The sequence below is a fragment of the Pseudodesulfovibrio sp. JC047 genome, assembly GCF_010468615.1.
Taxonomy (GTDB): Bacteria; Desulfobacterota; Desulfovibrionia; order Desulfovibrionales; family Desulfovibrionaceae; genus Pseudodesulfovibrio.
The window spans coordinates 39,316-55,483 of the sequence record NZ_WUEH01000018.1; the positions used below are offsets into that span (position 1 = coordinate 39,316).

19 protein-coding genes are annotated in these 16,168 nt (G+C 50.8%); 4 read left to right on the plus strand and 15 right to left on the minus strand.

The window, feature by feature from the left end:
- Positions 1-84: 84 nt before the first annotated feature.
- Positions 85-957 (minus strand): MotA/TolQ/ExbB proton channel family protein, encoded by an 873-nt coding sequence (locus GO013_RS12180; RefSeq protein ID WP_163811501.1) that lies wholly within the window; start codon positions 955-957, stop codon positions 85-87.
- Between the two features lie 17 nt (positions 958-974).
- A complete protein-coding gene (locus tag GO013_RS12185) occupies positions 975-1,697 on the minus strand; it encodes an OmpA family protein (protein WP_163811503.1) in 723 nt (240 codons plus the stop codon).
- Between the two features lie 172 nt (positions 1,698-1,869).
- On the opposite strand from GO013_RS12185, the gene GO013_RS12190 reads away from it, so the two are divergent.
- Positions 1,870-2,499, plus strand: coding sequence for a Maf family protein (locus GO013_RS12190; RefSeq protein WP_163811505.1), 630 nt, complete (start codon positions 1,870-1,872; stop codon positions 2,497-2,499).
- A 55-nt stretch (positions 2,500-2,554) separates the two neighbouring features.
- Entirely contained in the window at positions 2,555-3,028 is a 474-nt protein-coding gene (locus tag GO013_RS12195; protein WP_163811507.1) for a phosphatidylglycerophosphatase A, read from the plus strand.
- A gap of 60 nt (positions 3,029-3,088) precedes the next feature.
- On the opposite strand, the gene pal is transcribed toward GO013_RS12195, so the two are convergent.
- From pal to cutA, 12 genes are all read right to left on the minus strand, one after another.
- A complete protein-coding gene (gene pal, locus GO013_RS12200) occupies positions 3,089-3,640 on the minus strand; it encodes a peptidoglycan-associated lipoprotein Pal (RefSeq protein WP_163811509.1) in 552 nt (183 codons plus the stop codon).
- Between the two features lie 122 nt (positions 3,641-3,762).
- On the minus strand, positions 3,763-5,046 hold the full coding sequence (locus GO013_RS12205) for a protein tolB (RefSeq protein ID WP_239057853.1): 1,284 nt from the start codon (positions 5,044-5,046) through the stop codon (positions 3,763-3,765).
- 29 nt (positions 5,047-5,075) lie between these two features.
- Positions 5,076-5,963, minus strand: a complete 888-nt coding sequence (locus GO013_RS12210) for a TonB family protein (protein WP_163811512.1) — start codon at positions 5,961-5,963, stop codon at positions 5,076-5,078.
- Between the two features lie 12 nt (positions 5,964-5,975).
- The gene (tolR, locus tag GO013_RS12215; RefSeq protein WP_163811514.1) at positions 5,976-6,401 is read right to left on the minus strand and encodes a protein TolR; all 426 of its coding nucleotides are present in this window, start codon (positions 6,399-6,401) and stop codon (positions 5,976-5,978) included.
- A 9-nt stretch (positions 6,402-6,410) separates the two neighbouring features.
- Positions 6,411-7,115, minus strand: a complete 705-nt coding sequence (locus GO013_RS12220; protein WP_163811516.1) for a MotA/TolQ/ExbB proton channel family protein — start codon at positions 7,113-7,115, stop codon at positions 6,411-6,413.
- 136 nt (positions 7,116-7,251) lie between these two features.
- Positions 7,252-7,902 carry a histidinol phosphate phosphatase domain-containing protein gene (locus GO013_RS12225; protein ID WP_163811518.1) on the minus strand — a complete coding sequence of 217 codons (651 nt, stop codon included), beginning with the start codon at positions 7,900-7,902 and terminating at the stop codon, positions 7,252-7,254.
- Between the two features lie 7 nt (positions 7,903-7,909).
- Entirely contained in the window at positions 7,910-8,404 is a 495-nt protein-coding gene (locus GO013_RS12230; RefSeq protein WP_163811520.1) for a bifunctional nuclease family protein, read from the minus strand.
- On the minus strand, positions 8,398-9,747 hold the full coding sequence (gene miaB, locus GO013_RS12235) for a tRNA (N6-isopentenyl adenosine(37)-C2)-methylthiotransferase MiaB (RefSeq protein ID WP_163811522.1): 1,350 nt from the start codon (positions 9,745-9,747) through the stop codon (positions 8,398-8,400). Before miaB ends, GO013_RS12230 begins: the two co-directional genes overlap by 7 nt.
- Before the next feature lie 71 nt (positions 9,748-9,818).
- Positions 9,819-10,403 (minus strand): adenylyl-sulfate kinase, encoded by a 585-nt coding sequence (locus GO013_RS12240; protein ID WP_163811524.1) that lies wholly within the window; start codon positions 10,401-10,403, stop codon positions 9,819-9,821.
- A 2-nt stretch (positions 10,404-10,405) separates the two neighbouring features.
- Complete coding sequence (locus tag GO013_RS12245; RefSeq protein ID WP_163811526.1) at positions 10,406-11,488, minus strand: aminoglycoside phosphotransferase family protein; 1,083 nt, start codon at positions 11,486-11,488, stop codon at positions 10,406-10,408.
- 33 nt (positions 11,489-11,521) lie between these two features.
- Positions 11,522-12,457 carry a carbohydrate kinase family protein gene (locus tag GO013_RS12250; RefSeq protein ID WP_163811527.1) on the minus strand — a complete coding sequence of 312 codons (936 nt, stop codon included), beginning with the start codon at positions 12,455-12,457 and terminating at the stop codon, positions 11,522-11,524.
- A gap of 96 nt (positions 12,458-12,553) precedes the next feature.
- Complete coding sequence (gene cutA / locus GO013_RS12255; protein WP_163811529.1) at positions 12,554-12,874, minus strand: divalent-cation tolerance protein CutA; 321 nt, start codon at positions 12,872-12,874, stop codon at positions 12,554-12,556.
- Between the two features lie 121 nt (positions 12,875-12,995).
- Here cutA and nth point away from each other — a divergent pair, with 121 nt between their 5' ends.
- The gene (gene nth, locus GO013_RS12260; protein ID WP_163811530.1) at positions 12,996-13,631 is read left to right on the plus strand and encodes an endonuclease III; all 636 of its coding nucleotides are present in this window, start codon (positions 12,996-12,998) and stop codon (positions 13,629-13,631) included.
- On the plus strand, positions 13,631-14,746 hold the full coding sequence (gene tgt, locus GO013_RS12265) for a tRNA guanosine(34) transglycosylase Tgt (RefSeq protein ID WP_163811532.1): 1,116 nt from the start codon (positions 13,631-13,633) through the stop codon (positions 14,744-14,746). The genes nth and tgt overlap by 1 nt, the downstream gene beginning before the upstream one ends.
- Positions 14,747-14,752: 6 nt before the next feature.
- On the opposite strand, the gene GO013_RS12270 is transcribed toward tgt, so the two are convergent.
- The gene (locus GO013_RS12270; RefSeq protein WP_163811534.1) at positions 14,753-16,156 is read right to left on the minus strand and encodes a YhjD/YihY/BrkB family envelope integrity protein; all 1,404 of its coding nucleotides are present in this window, start codon (positions 16,154-16,156) and stop codon (positions 14,753-14,755) included.
- Positions 16,157-16,168: the final 12 nt, after the last annotated feature.

The following is a 16,168-nucleotide window of genomic DNA, read 5'->3' on the forward strand; positions in this document are numbered from 1 at the left end:
TCCCGTCTGCGGGACACTATCATAATCAGTCAAAAAGAAAAGGAGCCCGAAGACTCCATTTTTTGTGCCAAAAATTGAATCTGACTAGGCCGCTTCCGTAGCCTTGTCTTGCGCTTGGGTAGCGGACGGCATGTCCTCGATGTCAACGGGCTGATGTTTTTTCTGCACGTATTTTCGGGTGATTTTCCGCAACGTTTCCGTCTTGCCTTCGCGTTCACTTGGGCTAAGAAAAGACGCCAGTTTTCGTTCCAACTTATATGAATTCTGTTCCGTACTGATAGCGACAATCCCCTCCAAGACCAACTTTTGATTCACCAATTCAGCCCGAGTCGAAAAATTAATATTTTCGGCAATGGGAGAAAAAACCAGATTGCTCAAAATCAAACCATACAACGTTGAAATAAATGCAACAGGAATACTCTTCAAAATGACGGCGGTGTCATTTATTCCCATGAGCAAACCGATCAAACCGATCACACTTCCCGCCACGCCAAAGGCCGGAGCCATTCGGGCAAGTGTTTGGAAAAAACGTTCACTCTGCTGACGGCGCAGATTGAAAAAGGCCATCTCCGCATTCAGGCATTCACGAATTTCATCTTCCTTGTAATTATCAACAAGCAGAATCAACCCATTTTTCATGAATGAACTGGTATCACTGGCCTTTGACCGTTCCAGCGACAAAATGCCATCGACCTTACTTTTGACGGAAAGGTCCAACAATGTATTGACGATCGATTCTGCTGAAATATGTTTGGATGTATATATTTTTCTGGCAACCTTGCAGGCATCCTTCACATGCCGCACCGGGTAGCTTAACAGCGTGGCGGCAACAAGCCCGGACACGACAACCAAAAACGCGGCAACGTTGAAATAGGCTCCGGCCGCTCCGGTCAACATAAAACTACAAATAAAAACAAGAAGGCTTATCACCACGCCAATGACATTTTTCCTACTCATGACTGTACTCCACGCACTCAACGTTGCTGTGCAATGACGATTTCAACTCGCCGATTCTGTATTTTGTTGGCTTCTGAGGTATCCGGCACTTCCGGCTGATATGCCCCTCGGCCAGTGACGACAACCCGTTCGGGAACAATCCCGAATTGGGTAATGAGAAAATCCGCCACACTGGTGGCGCGCTGTGAAGACAACTGAAAACTCTGAGTCCCAACCGATTCGCTCTTATCTGCAAAACCAACCACATGGACCGTCCCAAAACTGAGCTTCACCACCTCGGCCAATTCATTCAAATACTGGCTAGACGCAGGTTTAAGCAGGCCCGACTGGGCATCAAAAAACAGTGCCCCACGAAGTGAAATTCGCACCCGCCCGGGAGCATCCCGAACAACGGAAATCCCCTTTGATCGAGATCGAAACAGCACTTCAGTTTCACCGACTCGCACTTGATTCTGTGATCCTCCAGGCGTCGCACGACTGGCAATCTGCCCAATCAACCCAATAAGAGGATCAAATGAACTCGAAGCCTGCGCCTTTTCCGCTGCCTGGGGACTGAACAGTATCTTCACATCCTGATGGGTGCTGGCATACATGAACAGAACAACGAACAGGACAAACATGACCATCATCAAATCCGCCCACGGTACAGCCCAATCATTCACCCCACGCATCGAGGTTTCCGAATCCATCTGACTAAAAGAGGAAAAATCAGTGGCAAAAGTTTTCTCTATTTCCTGCATGTACTCTCCTACGCATGACTGCGTACAACAATTAAGCAAGAATGCTGCCATGTTTATAACATATTCAAATACCATGTTTAATTATCATAAAAGCCAACAAAAGAGTTGAACTGACAAAAAGCTGACAGCCATACGTTGACTCTTGAAAGAATATGGGGGAAAAATCGAATCCATGACGACACGAAAAGGACCATTTACCACGACACGCCCGTTTGTTTTGGCCTCCGGATCTCCCAGACGACAGGAACTGTTGGCCGAACTCGGCCTCCAATTCACCGTCCGCCCGAGTGCGCTCGAAGAGCCAAAACCGGACGCTGACGAAGCACCACAAGCCTATGTCAAACGCATGGCAGAACTGAAAACACTGGATGTTGCGGCTTCATTCCCCGGACACATTGTGCTCGGAGCCGACACCATTGTCGTTCTCAATGATCAAATCATGGGAAAACCCAAAAATAACGAACATGCTCTTGAAATGCTTATGGCGCTTTCCGGAAAAACCCATCAGGTCATGACCGGATTCTGCATGGTTTTACCGGATGCAGCACGTATTACCAAGGCCGTCAGTACGGATGTGGATATGCGGCTTTCCTCGAAAGACGAACTCAAGGCCTACATTGCCACCGGCGAACCAACCGACAAGGCCGGAGCGTATGCAATACAGGGAATCGGGACTTTCCTTGTGACAGCAATCAGGGGATCATATACCAACGTGGTCGGCCTGCCTGTTGCCATGGTTGTTGAAGCCCTCACGACTTCTGGCGTGATTGCAGTTTCGAACCAGGACAGGACATTATTTTGACACGAGCACTCGGTGAAAATCAACGTTTTATGAACTGCATCAACCGGAATAAGAAATGAAAGCCACATCACCTCTTGACACCTTTGCCGCCGCATTGGCCACACTCGGCCCTATCGGACATTTTCCAAAAGCACCGGGAACATGGGGATCACTGGCCGCCATTGTCGCAGCTCCATGGCTTTTCGTTTCTCTGCCACTGTGGGGCCGGTGTCTTACTCTTGCCGTCGTGCTCCTCGTGGGCATTTGGGCCTGTGCCCGTGCAGAAATAGTCTTTGACAAAAAAGATCCCGGTTGCGTCATTATTGATGAACTCTTCGGACAATGGCTCGCCCTGCTTTTCTTTCAGGGACTCCCCATCTGGTATCTTGCCGTGGCATTTGCCTTGTTCCGATTTTTCGACATACTCAAACCATGGCCAGTCAACTGGGCCGAACGGACTTTCCCCGGCGGCTTGGGCGTCATGCTGGACGATGGGGTGGCAGGACTGTACGCCATGGCAGGACTCCATTTGATTCATCTGATTTTCTAAACAAAAAACCGCCGCTTCCCGAGAGAAGCGGCGGTTTTATTTCAATATATTCAAACAATTTTATTGAACGACGAATTCGGCCCGACGATTCTTGGCCCAGGCCGTTTCATTGTGAGCGGCATCCACAGGACGCTCTTCGCCAAAGCTCACGAGCTTCATGCGTTCTGGAGCCACACCGAGGATAACAAGATGCTCATATGCGGCACGGGCTCGACGTTCACCCAAAGCCAAGTTATACTCTTCCGTTCCCCGTTCGTCGCAATGGCCTTCAATGACCACTCCCACATCTGTATACTTCCGCATGATGCGTGCTTTCAACGCAAGGACAGCCCGAGATTCCTCATTCAATTCATAGGAATCGAAAGCAAAATTAATCGTCACGCCCGACAGTTCTTCAACCGCTTCGACTTTGGCCTGAGCTTCCGCCTCGGCAGCCAACGCGGCTTCATCAACCTGCGGTTCTGCTGGCGGGGGAGTCCACTGGGAATCGTCCGTCACCTCAACCTTCGTCTCAGCCGGGGTGGTGGTTGTCGTCTTCTTGGCACAGCCTGCAAAGACAAAAAGGGACAGGGCCAACAGGGCCACAATTCCGAAATACACTCTGTTTTTCATGCTCACTCCTTGGTAGAGCCGTCGCCCGGCCATTATTTCAGATGCTCCAATCCTCAATGATTCTCGCATTGAGTACCATGCACCTGTTCGTACAAAAAAATCAACCCCGCTTCCATGACAATTTACCGCTGAAGTGCCGTATCCCATGCCGGAGCAAAAGCCGGTCCCTTTCCAGTGGAAATCATTCGAGGCTTGTCCCCATGTCGCGTTGACAAATACAACTTGTACTCACCTGTCCTGCTGGACGCAAAGGCAATGAAGTACCCATCAGGCCCAAATGCAGGATACTCATCATTCCCCGGGCCAAAGGACAACTGTTTTTCCCTGCCGGTCTGTAAATCATGCAAGAAGATACGATGTCCGTCAGCAGTTTGATGCGTATAGGCGATATATCGTCCGTCAGGACTCAAACACGGATGGGTGTTATACCGACCCGTTGTGGTCACCCGTCTGATCTTCCCGGTCATGATATCAAGTAGATAGATATGCGGATTTCCGGCCCGGGCCGAAGTAAACGCCATCTTTTTTCCCGCTCTGTCAAAACTCGGAGAAACGTCAATATAGGGGCTACGCACCAGCATCTTACCCGGTTTGTAAGCAGAATCCAACGTATAGATATTCGTGGTCCCGTTTCGGTTCAAAGCGACATAAAGAACGTCGTTCTGGTCATAGACAGGACTGATAACCGTTGATCCCAATCCTTTATGCATCCGGCTGATCGTCCCGGCTTCACTATCGTAAATACCAAGTTCATGCCGGGTCTTGCTGATATGTGTAAACGCGATACGCTTGCCATCAGCCGACCAGGCCGGGCTCAGGTTGTATCCACCCAATTTCGTGATCCGCTTCAAACCCCGTCCTTGTGGAAGCACGGTGAAAATCTCTTTGGTTTCCCCTTCCTGTTTCACGAAGGCAATGGGAGAATCAAAAAATCCTTTTTTCCCCGTCAAGGCTTCGAGAAAGGATGAACACAGCCGATCAGCGACCATGGGCAAATTCCGGCCCACTTCCCGGTACGATTTTCCCACCACCCGGCGGCCACTGAACGTTTCGAAGACACGAGCTTCAAGGTACTCACCGTTCCAGCCTATCGTCATGCACAGATCGACCTTGGCCAGTTGCAATGGTTTGAAATCAACATCCGCCGCGGTCACACCCCGACTGGGGTCACCACCCAACAAATCCGTGATCGGCACAATATTCAGAAAAGGAATATATGCCAAATCGTTGGCCACAAGCTCCTGGAAAGCCTGGGCCGCAGCTTCGGGCACGGCAGAACCGTCCAGACCTTTGGGAGGGAGAAGCGTCATGTTGACCATCCGCTGTCCCGGACCATGAATATCAACTGTCAGCGGTCCCTGAGCGGACGCGGACACGGCGATAATGCAGGCACAGACGCAACTCATACATAGTGTCAAAATCCGTTTCATACCGTTTACTCTGAGAGTTCCTGGCTGTTAAAATTAATACGTAGGACCCGATCCCTTTTGGTTCTGGGCTTTTCCACGTATTCTGTTTCCTTGATAGCCCGAAGAGCGGAATTGTCAAATTCAGGATTGTTTGACGATTCAAGGATCTTCGAGGACATGATTTTCCCATCGGCTTCAAGGACTATCTCAAGGGTCGCCATCAGATTGGTTTCCCCGGCAAAAGCCGGATAGCGCCAATGTTTCTTGATGGCTGCTCCCACAATTAACGAATAGACTTCGGACAGCCCGGAACCGGACCCTCCGACCGCCCCACCAGCGACGCCATCTTCGACACCGCCTGGTTGTCCACCATGGGCATACACCTGATCCCCTTCCCGCTTCTTGAGCGCGGCCAGTTCATCAGCTAGGGCTTTTCGCTTTTTCTGATCCTGCCGCTTGGTTGTGGCCTTGGCAGCGGCCATCCCTTCGGCCAGCAATTGTTCAGCCGTTTTTTTGGGCTTCGGTTTTGGCTTTGGCTTTGGTTTTGGCTTGGGTTTGGGGGGCTCCTTCTTTTTAACCACCGTCTTTTTCTCAACCTTTTTCGGGCTGATCTTTTTGACCTCTGGTTCAGGCTCTGGTTTGGCCTCGACGACTGGCGTCGGAGCACTGTCCACAGCCGGCTCAGGTTTGGCCTCGACAACTGGCACTGCCGGAGTGGTTGGTTCCGGTTCGGCCACGGCTTTTACCTCAACAGGTGGTCCCGGCGGCGGTGGAGCCAAAGAAACCAGGTCAACCGTATACACTGGACGATCCATATTGACCTGCACACCAGCGGTATTCACGCCATAAATGGCGACCACGGCCAGAAGCGCGTGGAGAAGAATGGAGAAAAGGAGACCGAGACTGTGCCGCATACTGTGACTATACTATTTTTTTGATGTTTTTTCAGCGTCAGTGGTCTTTTCCGCCACAATGCCCAACCGATCGATACCGGCACCTTTGATTTCACCCATGATCATCACCACGGTCCCGTAGGCAACCTCCTTGTCGGCACGCAAAAAAAGCTGTTTCTTCTGGGTTGCGACCAGTCGTTTCAGGTGGTTCTGGAGTTCATCCAACCCCACCTGATATTCATCAAGGAAAAGCGTCCCGTCCTTTTTGACGGAAAGCACCAGATGCTCGGAATCCTGTGGCAAATTCTTGACTGTCTTTGTCACCGGCAGATCGACTTCAACCCCCTGAGTCATCAATGGTGCGGTCACCATGAAAATAATCAGAAGAACCAACATGACGTCCACAAAAGGCGTCACGTTGATTTCATTGAGAAAGCCACCGCCTGTCTTGATAGCCATGAGACGCTCCTACTTTTTCTCGGATTTGGATGCCCACGCGATTTCGCGTTCCGCACGGTTCAAAAACGCCCCGGCAAAATCCACCAGTCCGGTTTCCACTTCGCCAAGTTTTCCAAGAAAATAGTTGTAAAAAATCGTCGCGGGAATAGCGACCAGCAAACCGATGGCCGTGGCGATCAACGCTTCGGAAATTCCTGGAGCAACGGTTGCAAGGGCGGCAGATTGCGCCAAACCAATGGAATGGAATGAATGCATGATTCCCCAAACTGTCCCGAACAACCCGATAAACGGCGCGGCATTGGCACAGGTCGCCAAGAAAGGCAGGTTTCGCGTCAAAACCCGCATTTCTTTTGAAATGCCCTGCTTCAAAACACGACGCAATGTATCCTTGACCAGCAGTCGTTTCCGTTCCCGATTGACATCCGCTTTTTCCAACAAACGGAATTCATGGACGGCCAATGTCGAAACCCGGGCCAATGGAGACTGTTCCCTATCTCCCAGTACCTTCAGGCCAGCGGTCAAATCCTGTGCATCCATGAACGCGTCATAGCCCTGCATGACTTTTTTCCGAGCTGAACCAATGGTGAAGAACTTGAAAAAAATGATTGTCCAGCTCCAGATAGACATCATCGCGAGAAACAGCATCACAAGCTTAACGGCCAAAGTCGCTCCGGTCAGGAGGGTCAGCATGTCACTCTCAGGCATAAAATTCATGGTGGCACCTTTCTTTGAATCTTCGGGCACTTTGCCCCGATTATGCGGAAAAAGCCGAGCTTACTCAAAGCCACGGCTTTCCAGAATCATTTTGACGTATACGCTTCCATAGTCACACTCATGCGACAATACCGTGTTACTTCATGCATCGTTGGACGATCTCCCAGGCATTGCTCTCGGTCTGCCGGTATTCCTCAACGGTCAATCCAGCACCCAAGGCAATGGTTTTCCGCAACTCGCTACAGATCAGATCCCGGGGAGCATGGGCATCGTTATTCACGACCAGTTTTGCGCCGTGCCGACGGGCAATCGCCGCAACATGACCATTGGTATAACTGTGCCCGCCTCGGGTCGTTATCTCCAAAGCCACGCCTTTTTCGACCGCCAGTTTGACTTCTTCGTCAGTAATCAGTCCGGGATGCGCCAAGACATCAACACCGGCTTCAATCGCGGCCAAATTCGTTCCGGGAGCCACGGGTTCAACCGGCGTTTCACCATGAACAACAACAATCTGCGCACCGGCCTCTCTTGCATCCTGCACCATACCGTCAATCAAAGCGGGTGGGACATGGGTCAATTCCACTCCGGCCATCACGTTGACGTCAAAGAAATGCCCATGTTTTTTTACAAAACGAAGGATATTCTCCAACGTATGATACATGGTACTTTCGTCCGCATGGTCGGTCATGCAAAGCGCCTTGTAACCCATGACTTCAGCCCTGCGAACAAGTTCGGCGGGAATGAGTTCGCCGTCACTGAAAATAGTATGTGTGTGCAGATCAATCATTCTATGCCTACATTTTGTATTTGATGTCGTCTTCCGACAACTTTTCCAGCGTGTCCATCCATGTCTCGGAATTCTCGGTACTGATCACCGTCTGGGTATGTTCTGGAAATGGTGCGCCCGCTTCATCAAGCACACGCTGGCTGACAAAAATCGGACAATCAGCACGCACTGCCAAGGCAATGGCATCCGAAGGCCTGCTGTCGATACGCCGGGTCTTCTGCTCCATGGAGACCAAGATTTCCGAAAAAAACGTTCCGTTTTCAATATCAGTCAACTCGATTCGCTTCACCGTTCCACCGAGCGCATGGATCGTATTCAATAACAAATCATGCGTCATGGGACGAGGAAATGGGACTTCATTGATAGCCATGGAAATCGACATGGCCTCCACAGCGCCAATCCAAATGGGCAGGACCATGGCATCGTCCTTGTCCTTGAGGACAAGAATGGGGGATTTCCCCGTTTCATCTAATGCAAGTCCGAATATTTCAACCTCTACCACAGCTCGCCTATCCTTTCTCCATTCAAAGAATGTTTTTTTGCTTCAACGATTCTGACAGGAACCATCATACCGACCAAACCACTCTGCTCGTGCATCTCGACATTGACAATTCTTCCGGCCAAATCACGCCCCTTCCAGGACGTCAAGTTGGTCCCCTGCTTTCGACTCAATCCTTCGATAAACGCATGAGTCTCAACACCGACCAGATTCTTTAGACATTTTCTAGTAATATTATTTTGCAAAGTCTGCAAGCGCATCAACCTTTCAGACGCGACTTCCGAGCTGACTTTCGGCTCCATGTTCACCGCGGCAACGCCTGGACGATCAGAATACTTGAAGGAAAAACTGGACTCAAATCCGACTTTTTCCACCATATCAAGGGTTTTCTGAAAATCGTCCTCAGTTTCACCGGGGAATCCAACAATGATATCCGAAGTCAGGGCTATATCCGGTCGGGCAGCTTTCAAACCGTCAACGATAGAAAGATACCGGGCAATATCGTATTTTCGACGCATGGCTTTCAAAACCCGATCAGACCCAGCCTGCATGGGCAGATGGAGCGATGGGCACAAATTCTCAAGCTCACCAAACGCGGTGATGACCTCGGGAGCGATATCTTTGGGATGCGAAGTTGTGAACCGGAGCCTGTCCAGTCCGTCAATTGCCGCCACACGGGTCAGCAGTTCGGCAAAACTCACGCCGACACCGCCTTTATCCAAACCAAAGCTATTCACATTCTGCCCGAGCAAAGAAATTTCCCGCACGCCACTCTCAACCAGAAGACGACATTCATCAAGGATGGCATCGGGATGACGGGACTTTTGCCGGCCCCGAGTATACGGAACAATGCAGTATGAACAGAAATTGTCACACCCCTGCATGATATTGACAAATGCCTGCCGGGTCTCGGGGATGGTCACAGTCTCTTCTTCTGGTTGTTCCCGCTCTTCATAAACCGGAACAAAATCAAGCAAAGCCAGTCGGTTCCCCTTGCCTGCGGCAACCTGTTCAAGGGCATTGGGAGCACCAGCAATGCCATCGGAACCGAAAACGAGCTTCACAAAAGGAAACCGATCAAAAAATCCTGTACCAACCTGTTGGGCGACACACCCGCCCACTGCGGCAAAAACCGTTTCATCGCGTTTGACATGTGCGGCAATACGGCCAAGCTCGCTATACACTTTTTGTTCCGGCTTATCCCGGACACTGCATGTATTGAGAATAAAAACCTGGGCCTCGGACTCATCCGCCTGGACCCAACCCCGGCTTTCCAATGCACGGGTGAGCCATTGGGAGTCATGGACGTTCATCTGGCACCCAAAGGTAGTGATGTGAAATTTCATATAAAATCTATCCGGCCCGAGACACGGGCTGTTGAAGGTTATCTGTGTATTGCGTTGCCTACCGGCAGGAATTACGCATTCGGAATCCATGTGTCCAGAAAGTGCAAGACTTTTCTCAAAGTTTCCTCTGGGGACAACAGGGTATTATCAATAATGAACTCGGCATTCTGGTCTTTTTCAAAAGCCACGTCCACACCAATAACATCACCCAATCCTGCACACGGCTCTCCGGTCCGCTTGCGATGCAATGCCTTGGCATATAATCCGGCCATCACCATACCATCCGGCCGAGCCGCCTCCCGACGAATGGCTTCATCCAAAGAACATTGAATGAAAATCTCCGCAAATCGATCAATCTGCTGCCGCGCGGACGCTCGCATTGAACGTTGATACGCAGCCCCGTCCATCACGACATTTTGCCCACGGCGTACATATCGAACAGCCTCGTCAACAAACAGGGAATACGCCTTTTCCCGTTCCTCGACCGAATACGTCGGACGCGGAAAGTAGGTCCTGCGTCGAGCGTCCATCTGAAGCAATTCCGCCGCGATGCCACGACCTGTCAAAACGTCATGCACCCCGTGCGCCACTGTGGATTTTCCGCTTCCCGGCAGGCCGACAATCCAGATGGCCCATCCGTTGCCCTGTCCAACCATGGTCACTCCAGATATTTGTTGATGTTCTCCCAATCGAAAACATCGTCCTCAAGAACACGAGACACGAAATTGAAAAGTCGGTGGCGCACGGATTTCGGATGATCCGGATACCACTCGGGAGAGGCGATGACCAGTCCCCGGAATACGCAAAAAGGCGCCATGACTTCAAAGATCTCCGTATCCCCTGTCTGCTCCAGATACTCCTCCATATACGCACGATACAGCCGTTCGAACGGCCCACTCATTCGGTCTGTATCATACAGGCTCCACAACAGATAGTTCATCGCCATGGTTGCGAGGTCACCGGCCGGTTCGCCCCATTCACCACGACTTCGGTCCAGAACCGAAAAATCTCCGGACTCTGTCACGAGAACATTCCATGGATGGAAATCGCCATGGACCACGCTCAATCGGTGGGCATAGTTCTTGAGCTTCCACCGCCAATCGATCAACCGTTTTTCCAAGGCGATGAAGCGTTCATCTGAAAATGACAAATAGGGGTGGGGAAAGGCTTCGTCGATCAACCCAAGGATGCACTCACTTGACCCGAGCAGATTGCGGACACGTCGATAATACAAGTGCGGGTCATCATGTTTGACATGGTGAATCCGGGCCAGCCACCGACCGAACTCTCTCGCGAGAGTTTCATCGGCATCTCGAATATCCCCGGTCCTGATTCGATCAAGGTCGAGGAAATAATCATGGCCGTCCAATTTCTCATTCAGGATGAAGAATTCTCTCGGCTCATCCACCGGGACCAATGAATCCGAGCCATCCACATAGCCAAGCCCGAGCGGCAGGACATGCCGTTCCATCCGGGCCGAGGTCTCATACTGAAACATGAGACAGGCACCCCGATCCCAATAGAACTGATGGCCGTACTTGTCCCCTTTCATAATGGACAAGACTGCTTCCCGACGTTCTCCACCGACCTCGAACCGAAGCAGAAGCGGCTTGCCATAGCCAAACCCCTTCATCCCTTGTTCATCCAGATTGCCGATATCACCAGCCCCGACAAGACGGGCATCATCGCCGAACACACGTTTCAAATACAGTGCAATTGATTTGGTATCGAGTTCGATCATGACGCCCTCCTCGGCGAAACATTTCAGTACTGTTTATTCCAAGGGACCAAATGCCGCCTCATATCGGGCAGTGAATTCGTCCATGGTGAAAGTATGCTCCTGTGGGCCGTCGGTTTCAATAACAAACGTGGCACTGGTTGCCCCCATTTTACACGAATCAACCACGCTTTTGCCCATGGACAACCCTTTCAACAACCCAGCACGAAAAGCGTCGCCCACACCGGTGGGATCAGCGACCGTTTCCACAGGGACGGCATTAATATGCGTCGCGTCTCCCTTGCAATTGATGACAGCACCCTTGTCCCCAAGAGTCGTCACAAGGTATTCCACGGAATCCAGCAACGCCTCTTTGGACATTCCTGTGGAATTCATGATCAATTCCAATTCATAGTCATTGGTGATCAGAATCTCTGCCCCCTGGAAAGCCTCTTGCAACTGTTCACCCGTCAAGGCAGGAATCTGCTGGCCCGGATCAAAAATGAAAGGGATCTTGTTTTCCCGATAGAATCTCGGATGGTCAATCATATCACCCACATTGCCTGGAGACACAATGCCGAGCGAATCACTCCCGTTGATCTGTGTCATATCATACAGGCAGGGATATTTCATGGCACCAGGATTGAACCCCGTGATCTGATTGTCTGACTGATCGGTCGTGATATAGGCACCGGCGGTGAATTCCTGATCCAAAGTCCGTATTCCCTCGACAGAAATGCCAAAGCCCTGCAAATGTTTGTCATATGCGGTGAAATCCTTGCCCACCTGACTGAGAATGGTGGATTTCCCTTCAAGCAAAGCCAGCGTATACGCTATATTACCGGCTGTTCCACCAAACCGTTCGACCAAACCGTCAACGAGAAAACATACATTCAGAATATGAATCTTGTCAGGCAGGATATGGTTGGAAAACTTGTCGGGAAAGGACATGATGCGATCGTAGGCAAGAGAACCGGTGATATAGATATTCATTATAACTCCTCAAAAGGTGACTGAAAATTACCAGCGGGAAGGTACGATCTTGCTCACAGTGCTGTCAACGGTCTGGCGTCATGAAAAAACACCCAGTCAGGATGCACGGGTTTCCGCCTGAATCCATTGTAAAAAATCCGGATTTCCATCGTGAATAGGCATGGCGACAATGCACGGAACAGCATATTCATGCATGGCCTTGACCGCTTCGGTCAGCTCAGGAACCAGGTCCGACCGGGTCTTGACGACAAGAACCGCTTCCTCTGCCCGATGCACTGCCCCTTCCCACCAATATATGGATTTCATGCCCTCCATGATATTCGCACACGCAACCAGCCGGCGTTCCACAAGAATTGTCGCGATATTTTCCGCCTCGACCATAGTCGAGCACGTCATGTACACAAACGATGCAGCCATCATTACTCCTTTGTTTGAAATAAACGGTCTCGATTCAAGACACAACCACGATCCTCGCCCCGACAATTGGGGGTTGAGCGTTGGAAAGGCAAATGCTAACACCCTCCGTCATGGAGACTTCATGAAAAAAAAAGAACGCGCCAAAGTAATATACGCACGGTTGTCACAACGCTATCCACGCCCTGAACCGGCCCTGACATGGTCCACGCCATGGGAGCTGCTCGTTGCCACGGCCTTGTCGGCACAGTGTACCGATGAACGGGTCAACAAAGTGACACCGGTCTTTTTTTCACAATGGCCAACCATCAAGGACGCAGCAGAGGCTGATGTCACGGACATTGAAAACGTGGTTCATTCCACTGGTTTTTTCCGAAACAAGGCCAAGAATATCAAAGCTGCGGCACAACGCATCATGACAGAGTATGATGGAGAGGTGCCACAAACCATGGCGGAACTCATCACGCTTGGCGGAGTGGCCCGAAAAACAGCCAGTATTGTCCTGTCCAACGCATTTGGCGTCAACGAAGGCATTGCCGTGGATACCCACGTCAAACGCCTTGCCTTTCGACTGGGACTCACCACGAAAACCGCTCCGATTCCCATAGAAAAAGATCTTATGCCCCTTTTCCCACAGGAACAATGGGGTGATATCAACCACTATCTCGTTTTTTTCGGTCGCGAAATTTGTCCGGCTCGCACGCCCAAATGCGACATTTGCGAATTGAACGACATCTGCCCCAAAAAGGGAGTTAAATAATGACAAAACCCGGTAATTTCACGGTTCACACAACCGACGGCCACGCACGACGCGCCACATTGAGCACCGCGCATGGCGATATTCAAACCCCCATTTTCATGCCCGTGGGGACACAGGGAACGGTCAAAAGCCTGACCCCGCTGGACCTCGAAGAAATGGATGCCCAGATAATACTCGGCAACACCTACCATCTGTATCTGCGCCCCGGCGACGATCTCGTGGCACGGCGCGGTGGTCTGCACAAATTTTCCAACTGGAAACGCCCCATTCTGACAGACAGTGGCGGATTCCAGGTCTTCAGTCTTCAGGGTATCCGCAAGTTATCCGAGGAAGGCGTTGAATTCCGATCCTACCTCGACGGATCAAAACATTTTTTCTCACCGGAAAAGGCCATTGATATCCAAAAAAATCTCGGTTCGGACATCATGATGGTCCTCGATGAATGTGTCGGGTACGGCAATGATCGCAAATACACCGAAAAATCCCTCGAAATGACGACACGATGGGCACAACGCTGCCGGGATCATTATCCCAAGGGAAGTGGTGACCAGCTCATGTTCGGCATTGTCCAAGGCGGCTTTCACAAGGATTTACGGGAAAAAAGTCTGTACCAACTGCGTCAGATCGACTTTGAAGGATTTGCCATCGGCGGATTGTCAGTGGGAGAATCCACGGAAGAAATGTATGACATTCTCAACCACATCGCCCCCAAAATGCCGGAAGAAAAACCCCGATACCTGATGGGCGTCGGCACACCGCTGGATATACTGGAAGGCGTGTCAGCTGGAGTGGACATGTTCGACTGCGTGCTGCCATCGCGCAATGCCCGTAACGGCACCTTGTTCACATCCATGGGCAAAATCAATATCAAACGGGCCGAATTCGCGGAAGACGACTCCCCGCTTGACCCCAATTGCAATTGCTACACCTGCCGCAATTTCTCCAAGGCATATCTGCGCCACTTGTATCAGGCCAAAGAGTTATTGTCGTACAGACTCAACACGTACCACAATCTCTACTTCTATCTCGACCTCATGAAACAGATTCGAGCCGCCATCGAAAACGGCACATTCAACGCCTTGAAAACGCATTACGAAGCAGTATACGCCAAGTAGCCACAATCACACCGAAGTGTGAGAACAAAGTCCCAGCGCACCAGCTTCCGGCGCAATACTCGAAATAGACGAAGCATATGATTCAGCACATTCCAGCAGAGTGAGGTTCGCCTCACTCTGACTGGTCGCTTCAGCCAACGCCCCGAACAGGGTATCCAAATAACCAAATTTCTTGGCAAAGGCTTCAAAGACCCGAAGCTCCCCATCCATATTGACCACACGAATGATGTCCAGCACTCGAATTTCATCCAACGCCCGCGCCGGGGCATAGATTTCACATCCTTTCACATCGGCGAGCACGGTATACCCCGCTTTTTGCAGCAACGTGAACAGATCCGAGACCAATGCTGACGGCGCCATGAGACCATCTGAAATTTCTTCCACTGACGGCAGCGGCTTGCCCGCATGAAACCGTTGGGCCAGCACCACCATCATCAGAACAGCAATTTTCTGCCGCTCATACGGCGTTGCCTCGCCAAAATACCGTTGTTTCACAAACGAATTGATATTCTGCCAACTGTAGCTCACTTCAGCGCCCAGCAAAACGATCAGCCAACTGATGTAGATCCAAATAAGCAATAACGGCAACTGAGCGAAGCTTCCATAAATAGCATTATACTTGGCCGCCCCGATCTGCCAATTAATGTACAGCCATTGCGCCATCTGCCACAACACGCCACCGACAACCCCGCCCATAAGCGCCGCGACAATGTTCACCCGGGTGTATGGAATGAAGGCGTACATGAACATGAAGGCCAATGAAATCAGGATGTATGGCGTGACCTTGAGAAATGCGGTCTCAAGCAGGCCGATGGTTTCCACACTCAAAAAGCCGGTCACCATTTGCTGCTGTTGCAGACTGACGTTGAAGCTGGAAGCCACGATCAAAACCAATGGACAAATCAGGATCACCGGGAAAAAATCCGCTACCTTTCGCCAGGCGGAACGGCCTTTGGTCACATTCCAAATGGTATTGAACGCCTTTTCAGTGGTCCCGATGAGAGAAAAAACTGTGAACAACAGTGTTGCAACACCGACCCATCCCAAAGCCTGAACATTGGTCCGATCAATGTATTCGATGATTTTATCAGCGACTTCTACACGGCCAGTGGTCATTTTGAGAATAAGCGTCCGAATAAAATCGGTATTTTGTAATCCAAACCCCTTGGAAATGGAAAAGGCGACCGCAAGGAAGGGAACGATCGATAAAATGGTCGTAAACGTCAACGCGGCCGCACGAATGACCATCTGATCCTTGATGAATCCGAATCCGATCAAATACGCAAGGCGACTGGCTCCTCGCACAATTCGCAAAGGAAAGGGGGTATCCGGCGTATTCCGCACCCAAATACCTTCAGAAAAAAGCCGTTTCACATTCCGGGGTGTCTGTTTCAATTTCGCTGCACTCATGAGCACTCCACT

Excerpts from the sequence above, each read along its gene's own strand:
- GO013_RS12205 (WP_239057853.1), bottom strand. The coding sequence starts at position 5,046 with ATGAGTTGCGTCTGTGCCTGCATTATCGCCGTGTCCGCGTCCGCTCAG.
- GO013_RS12220 (WP_163811516.1), bottom strand. The coding sequence starts at position 7,115 with ATGAATTTTATGCCTGAGAGTGACATGCTGACCCTCCTGACCGGAGCG.
- GO013_RS12210 (WP_163811512.1), bottom strand. The coding sequence starts at position 5,963 with ATGCGGCACAGTCTCGGTCTCCTTTTCTCCATTCTTCTCCACGCGCTT.
- GO013_RS12190 (WP_163811505.1), top strand. The coding sequence starts at position 1,870 with ATGACGACACGAAAAGGACCATTTACCACGACACGCCCGTTTGTTTTG.
- tgt (WP_163811532.1), top strand. The coding sequence starts at position 13,631 with ATGACAAAACCCGGTAATTTCACGGTTCACACAACCGACGGCCACGCA.
- GO013_RS12270 (WP_163811534.1), bottom strand. The coding sequence starts at position 16,156 with ATGAGTGCAGCGAAATTGAAACAGACACCCCGGAATGTGAAACGGCTT.
- miaB (WP_163811522.1), bottom strand. The coding sequence starts at position 9,747 with ATGAAATTTCACATCACTACCTTTGGGTGCCAGATGAACGTCCATGAC.
- GO013_RS12185 (WP_163811503.1), bottom strand. The coding sequence starts at position 1,697 with ATGCAGGAAATAGAGAAAACTTTTGCCACTGATTTTTCCTCTTTTAGT.
- GO013_RS12195 (WP_163811507.1), top strand. The coding sequence starts at position 2,555 with ATGAAAGCCACATCACCTCTTGACACCTTTGCCGCCGCATTGGCCACA.
- tolR (WP_163811514.1), bottom strand. The coding sequence starts at position 6,401 with ATGGCTATCAAGACAGGCGGTGGCTTTCTCAATGAAATCAACGTGACG.
- GO013_RS12245 (WP_163811526.1), bottom strand. The coding sequence starts at position 11,488 with ATGATCGAACTCGATACCAAATCAATTGCACTGTATTTGAAACGTGTG.
- GO013_RS12250 (WP_163811527.1), bottom strand. The coding sequence starts at position 12,457 with ATGAATATCTATATCACCGGTTCTCTTGCCTACGATCGCATCATGTCC.
- nth (WP_163811530.1), top strand. The coding sequence starts at position 12,996 with ATGAAAAAAAAAGAACGCGCCAAAGTAATATACGCACGGTTGTCACAA.
- GO013_RS12180 (WP_163811501.1), bottom strand. The coding sequence starts at position 957 with ATGAGTAGGAAAAATGTCATTGGCGTGGTGATAAGCCTTCTTGTTTTT.
- GO013_RS12225 (WP_163811518.1), bottom strand. The coding sequence starts at position 7,902 with ATGATTGATCTGCACACACATACTATTTTCAGTGACGGCGAACTCATT.
- cutA (WP_163811529.1), bottom strand. The coding sequence starts at position 12,874 with ATGGCTGCATCGTTTGTGTACATGACGTGCTCGACTATGGTCGAGGCG.
- GO013_RS12240 (WP_163811524.1), bottom strand. The coding sequence starts at position 10,403 with ATGGTTGGACAGGGCAACGGATGGGCCATCTGGATTGTCGGCCTGCCG.
- pal (WP_163811509.1), bottom strand. The coding sequence starts at position 3,640 with ATGAAAAACAGAGTGTATTTCGGAATTGTGGCCCTGTTGGCCCTGTCC.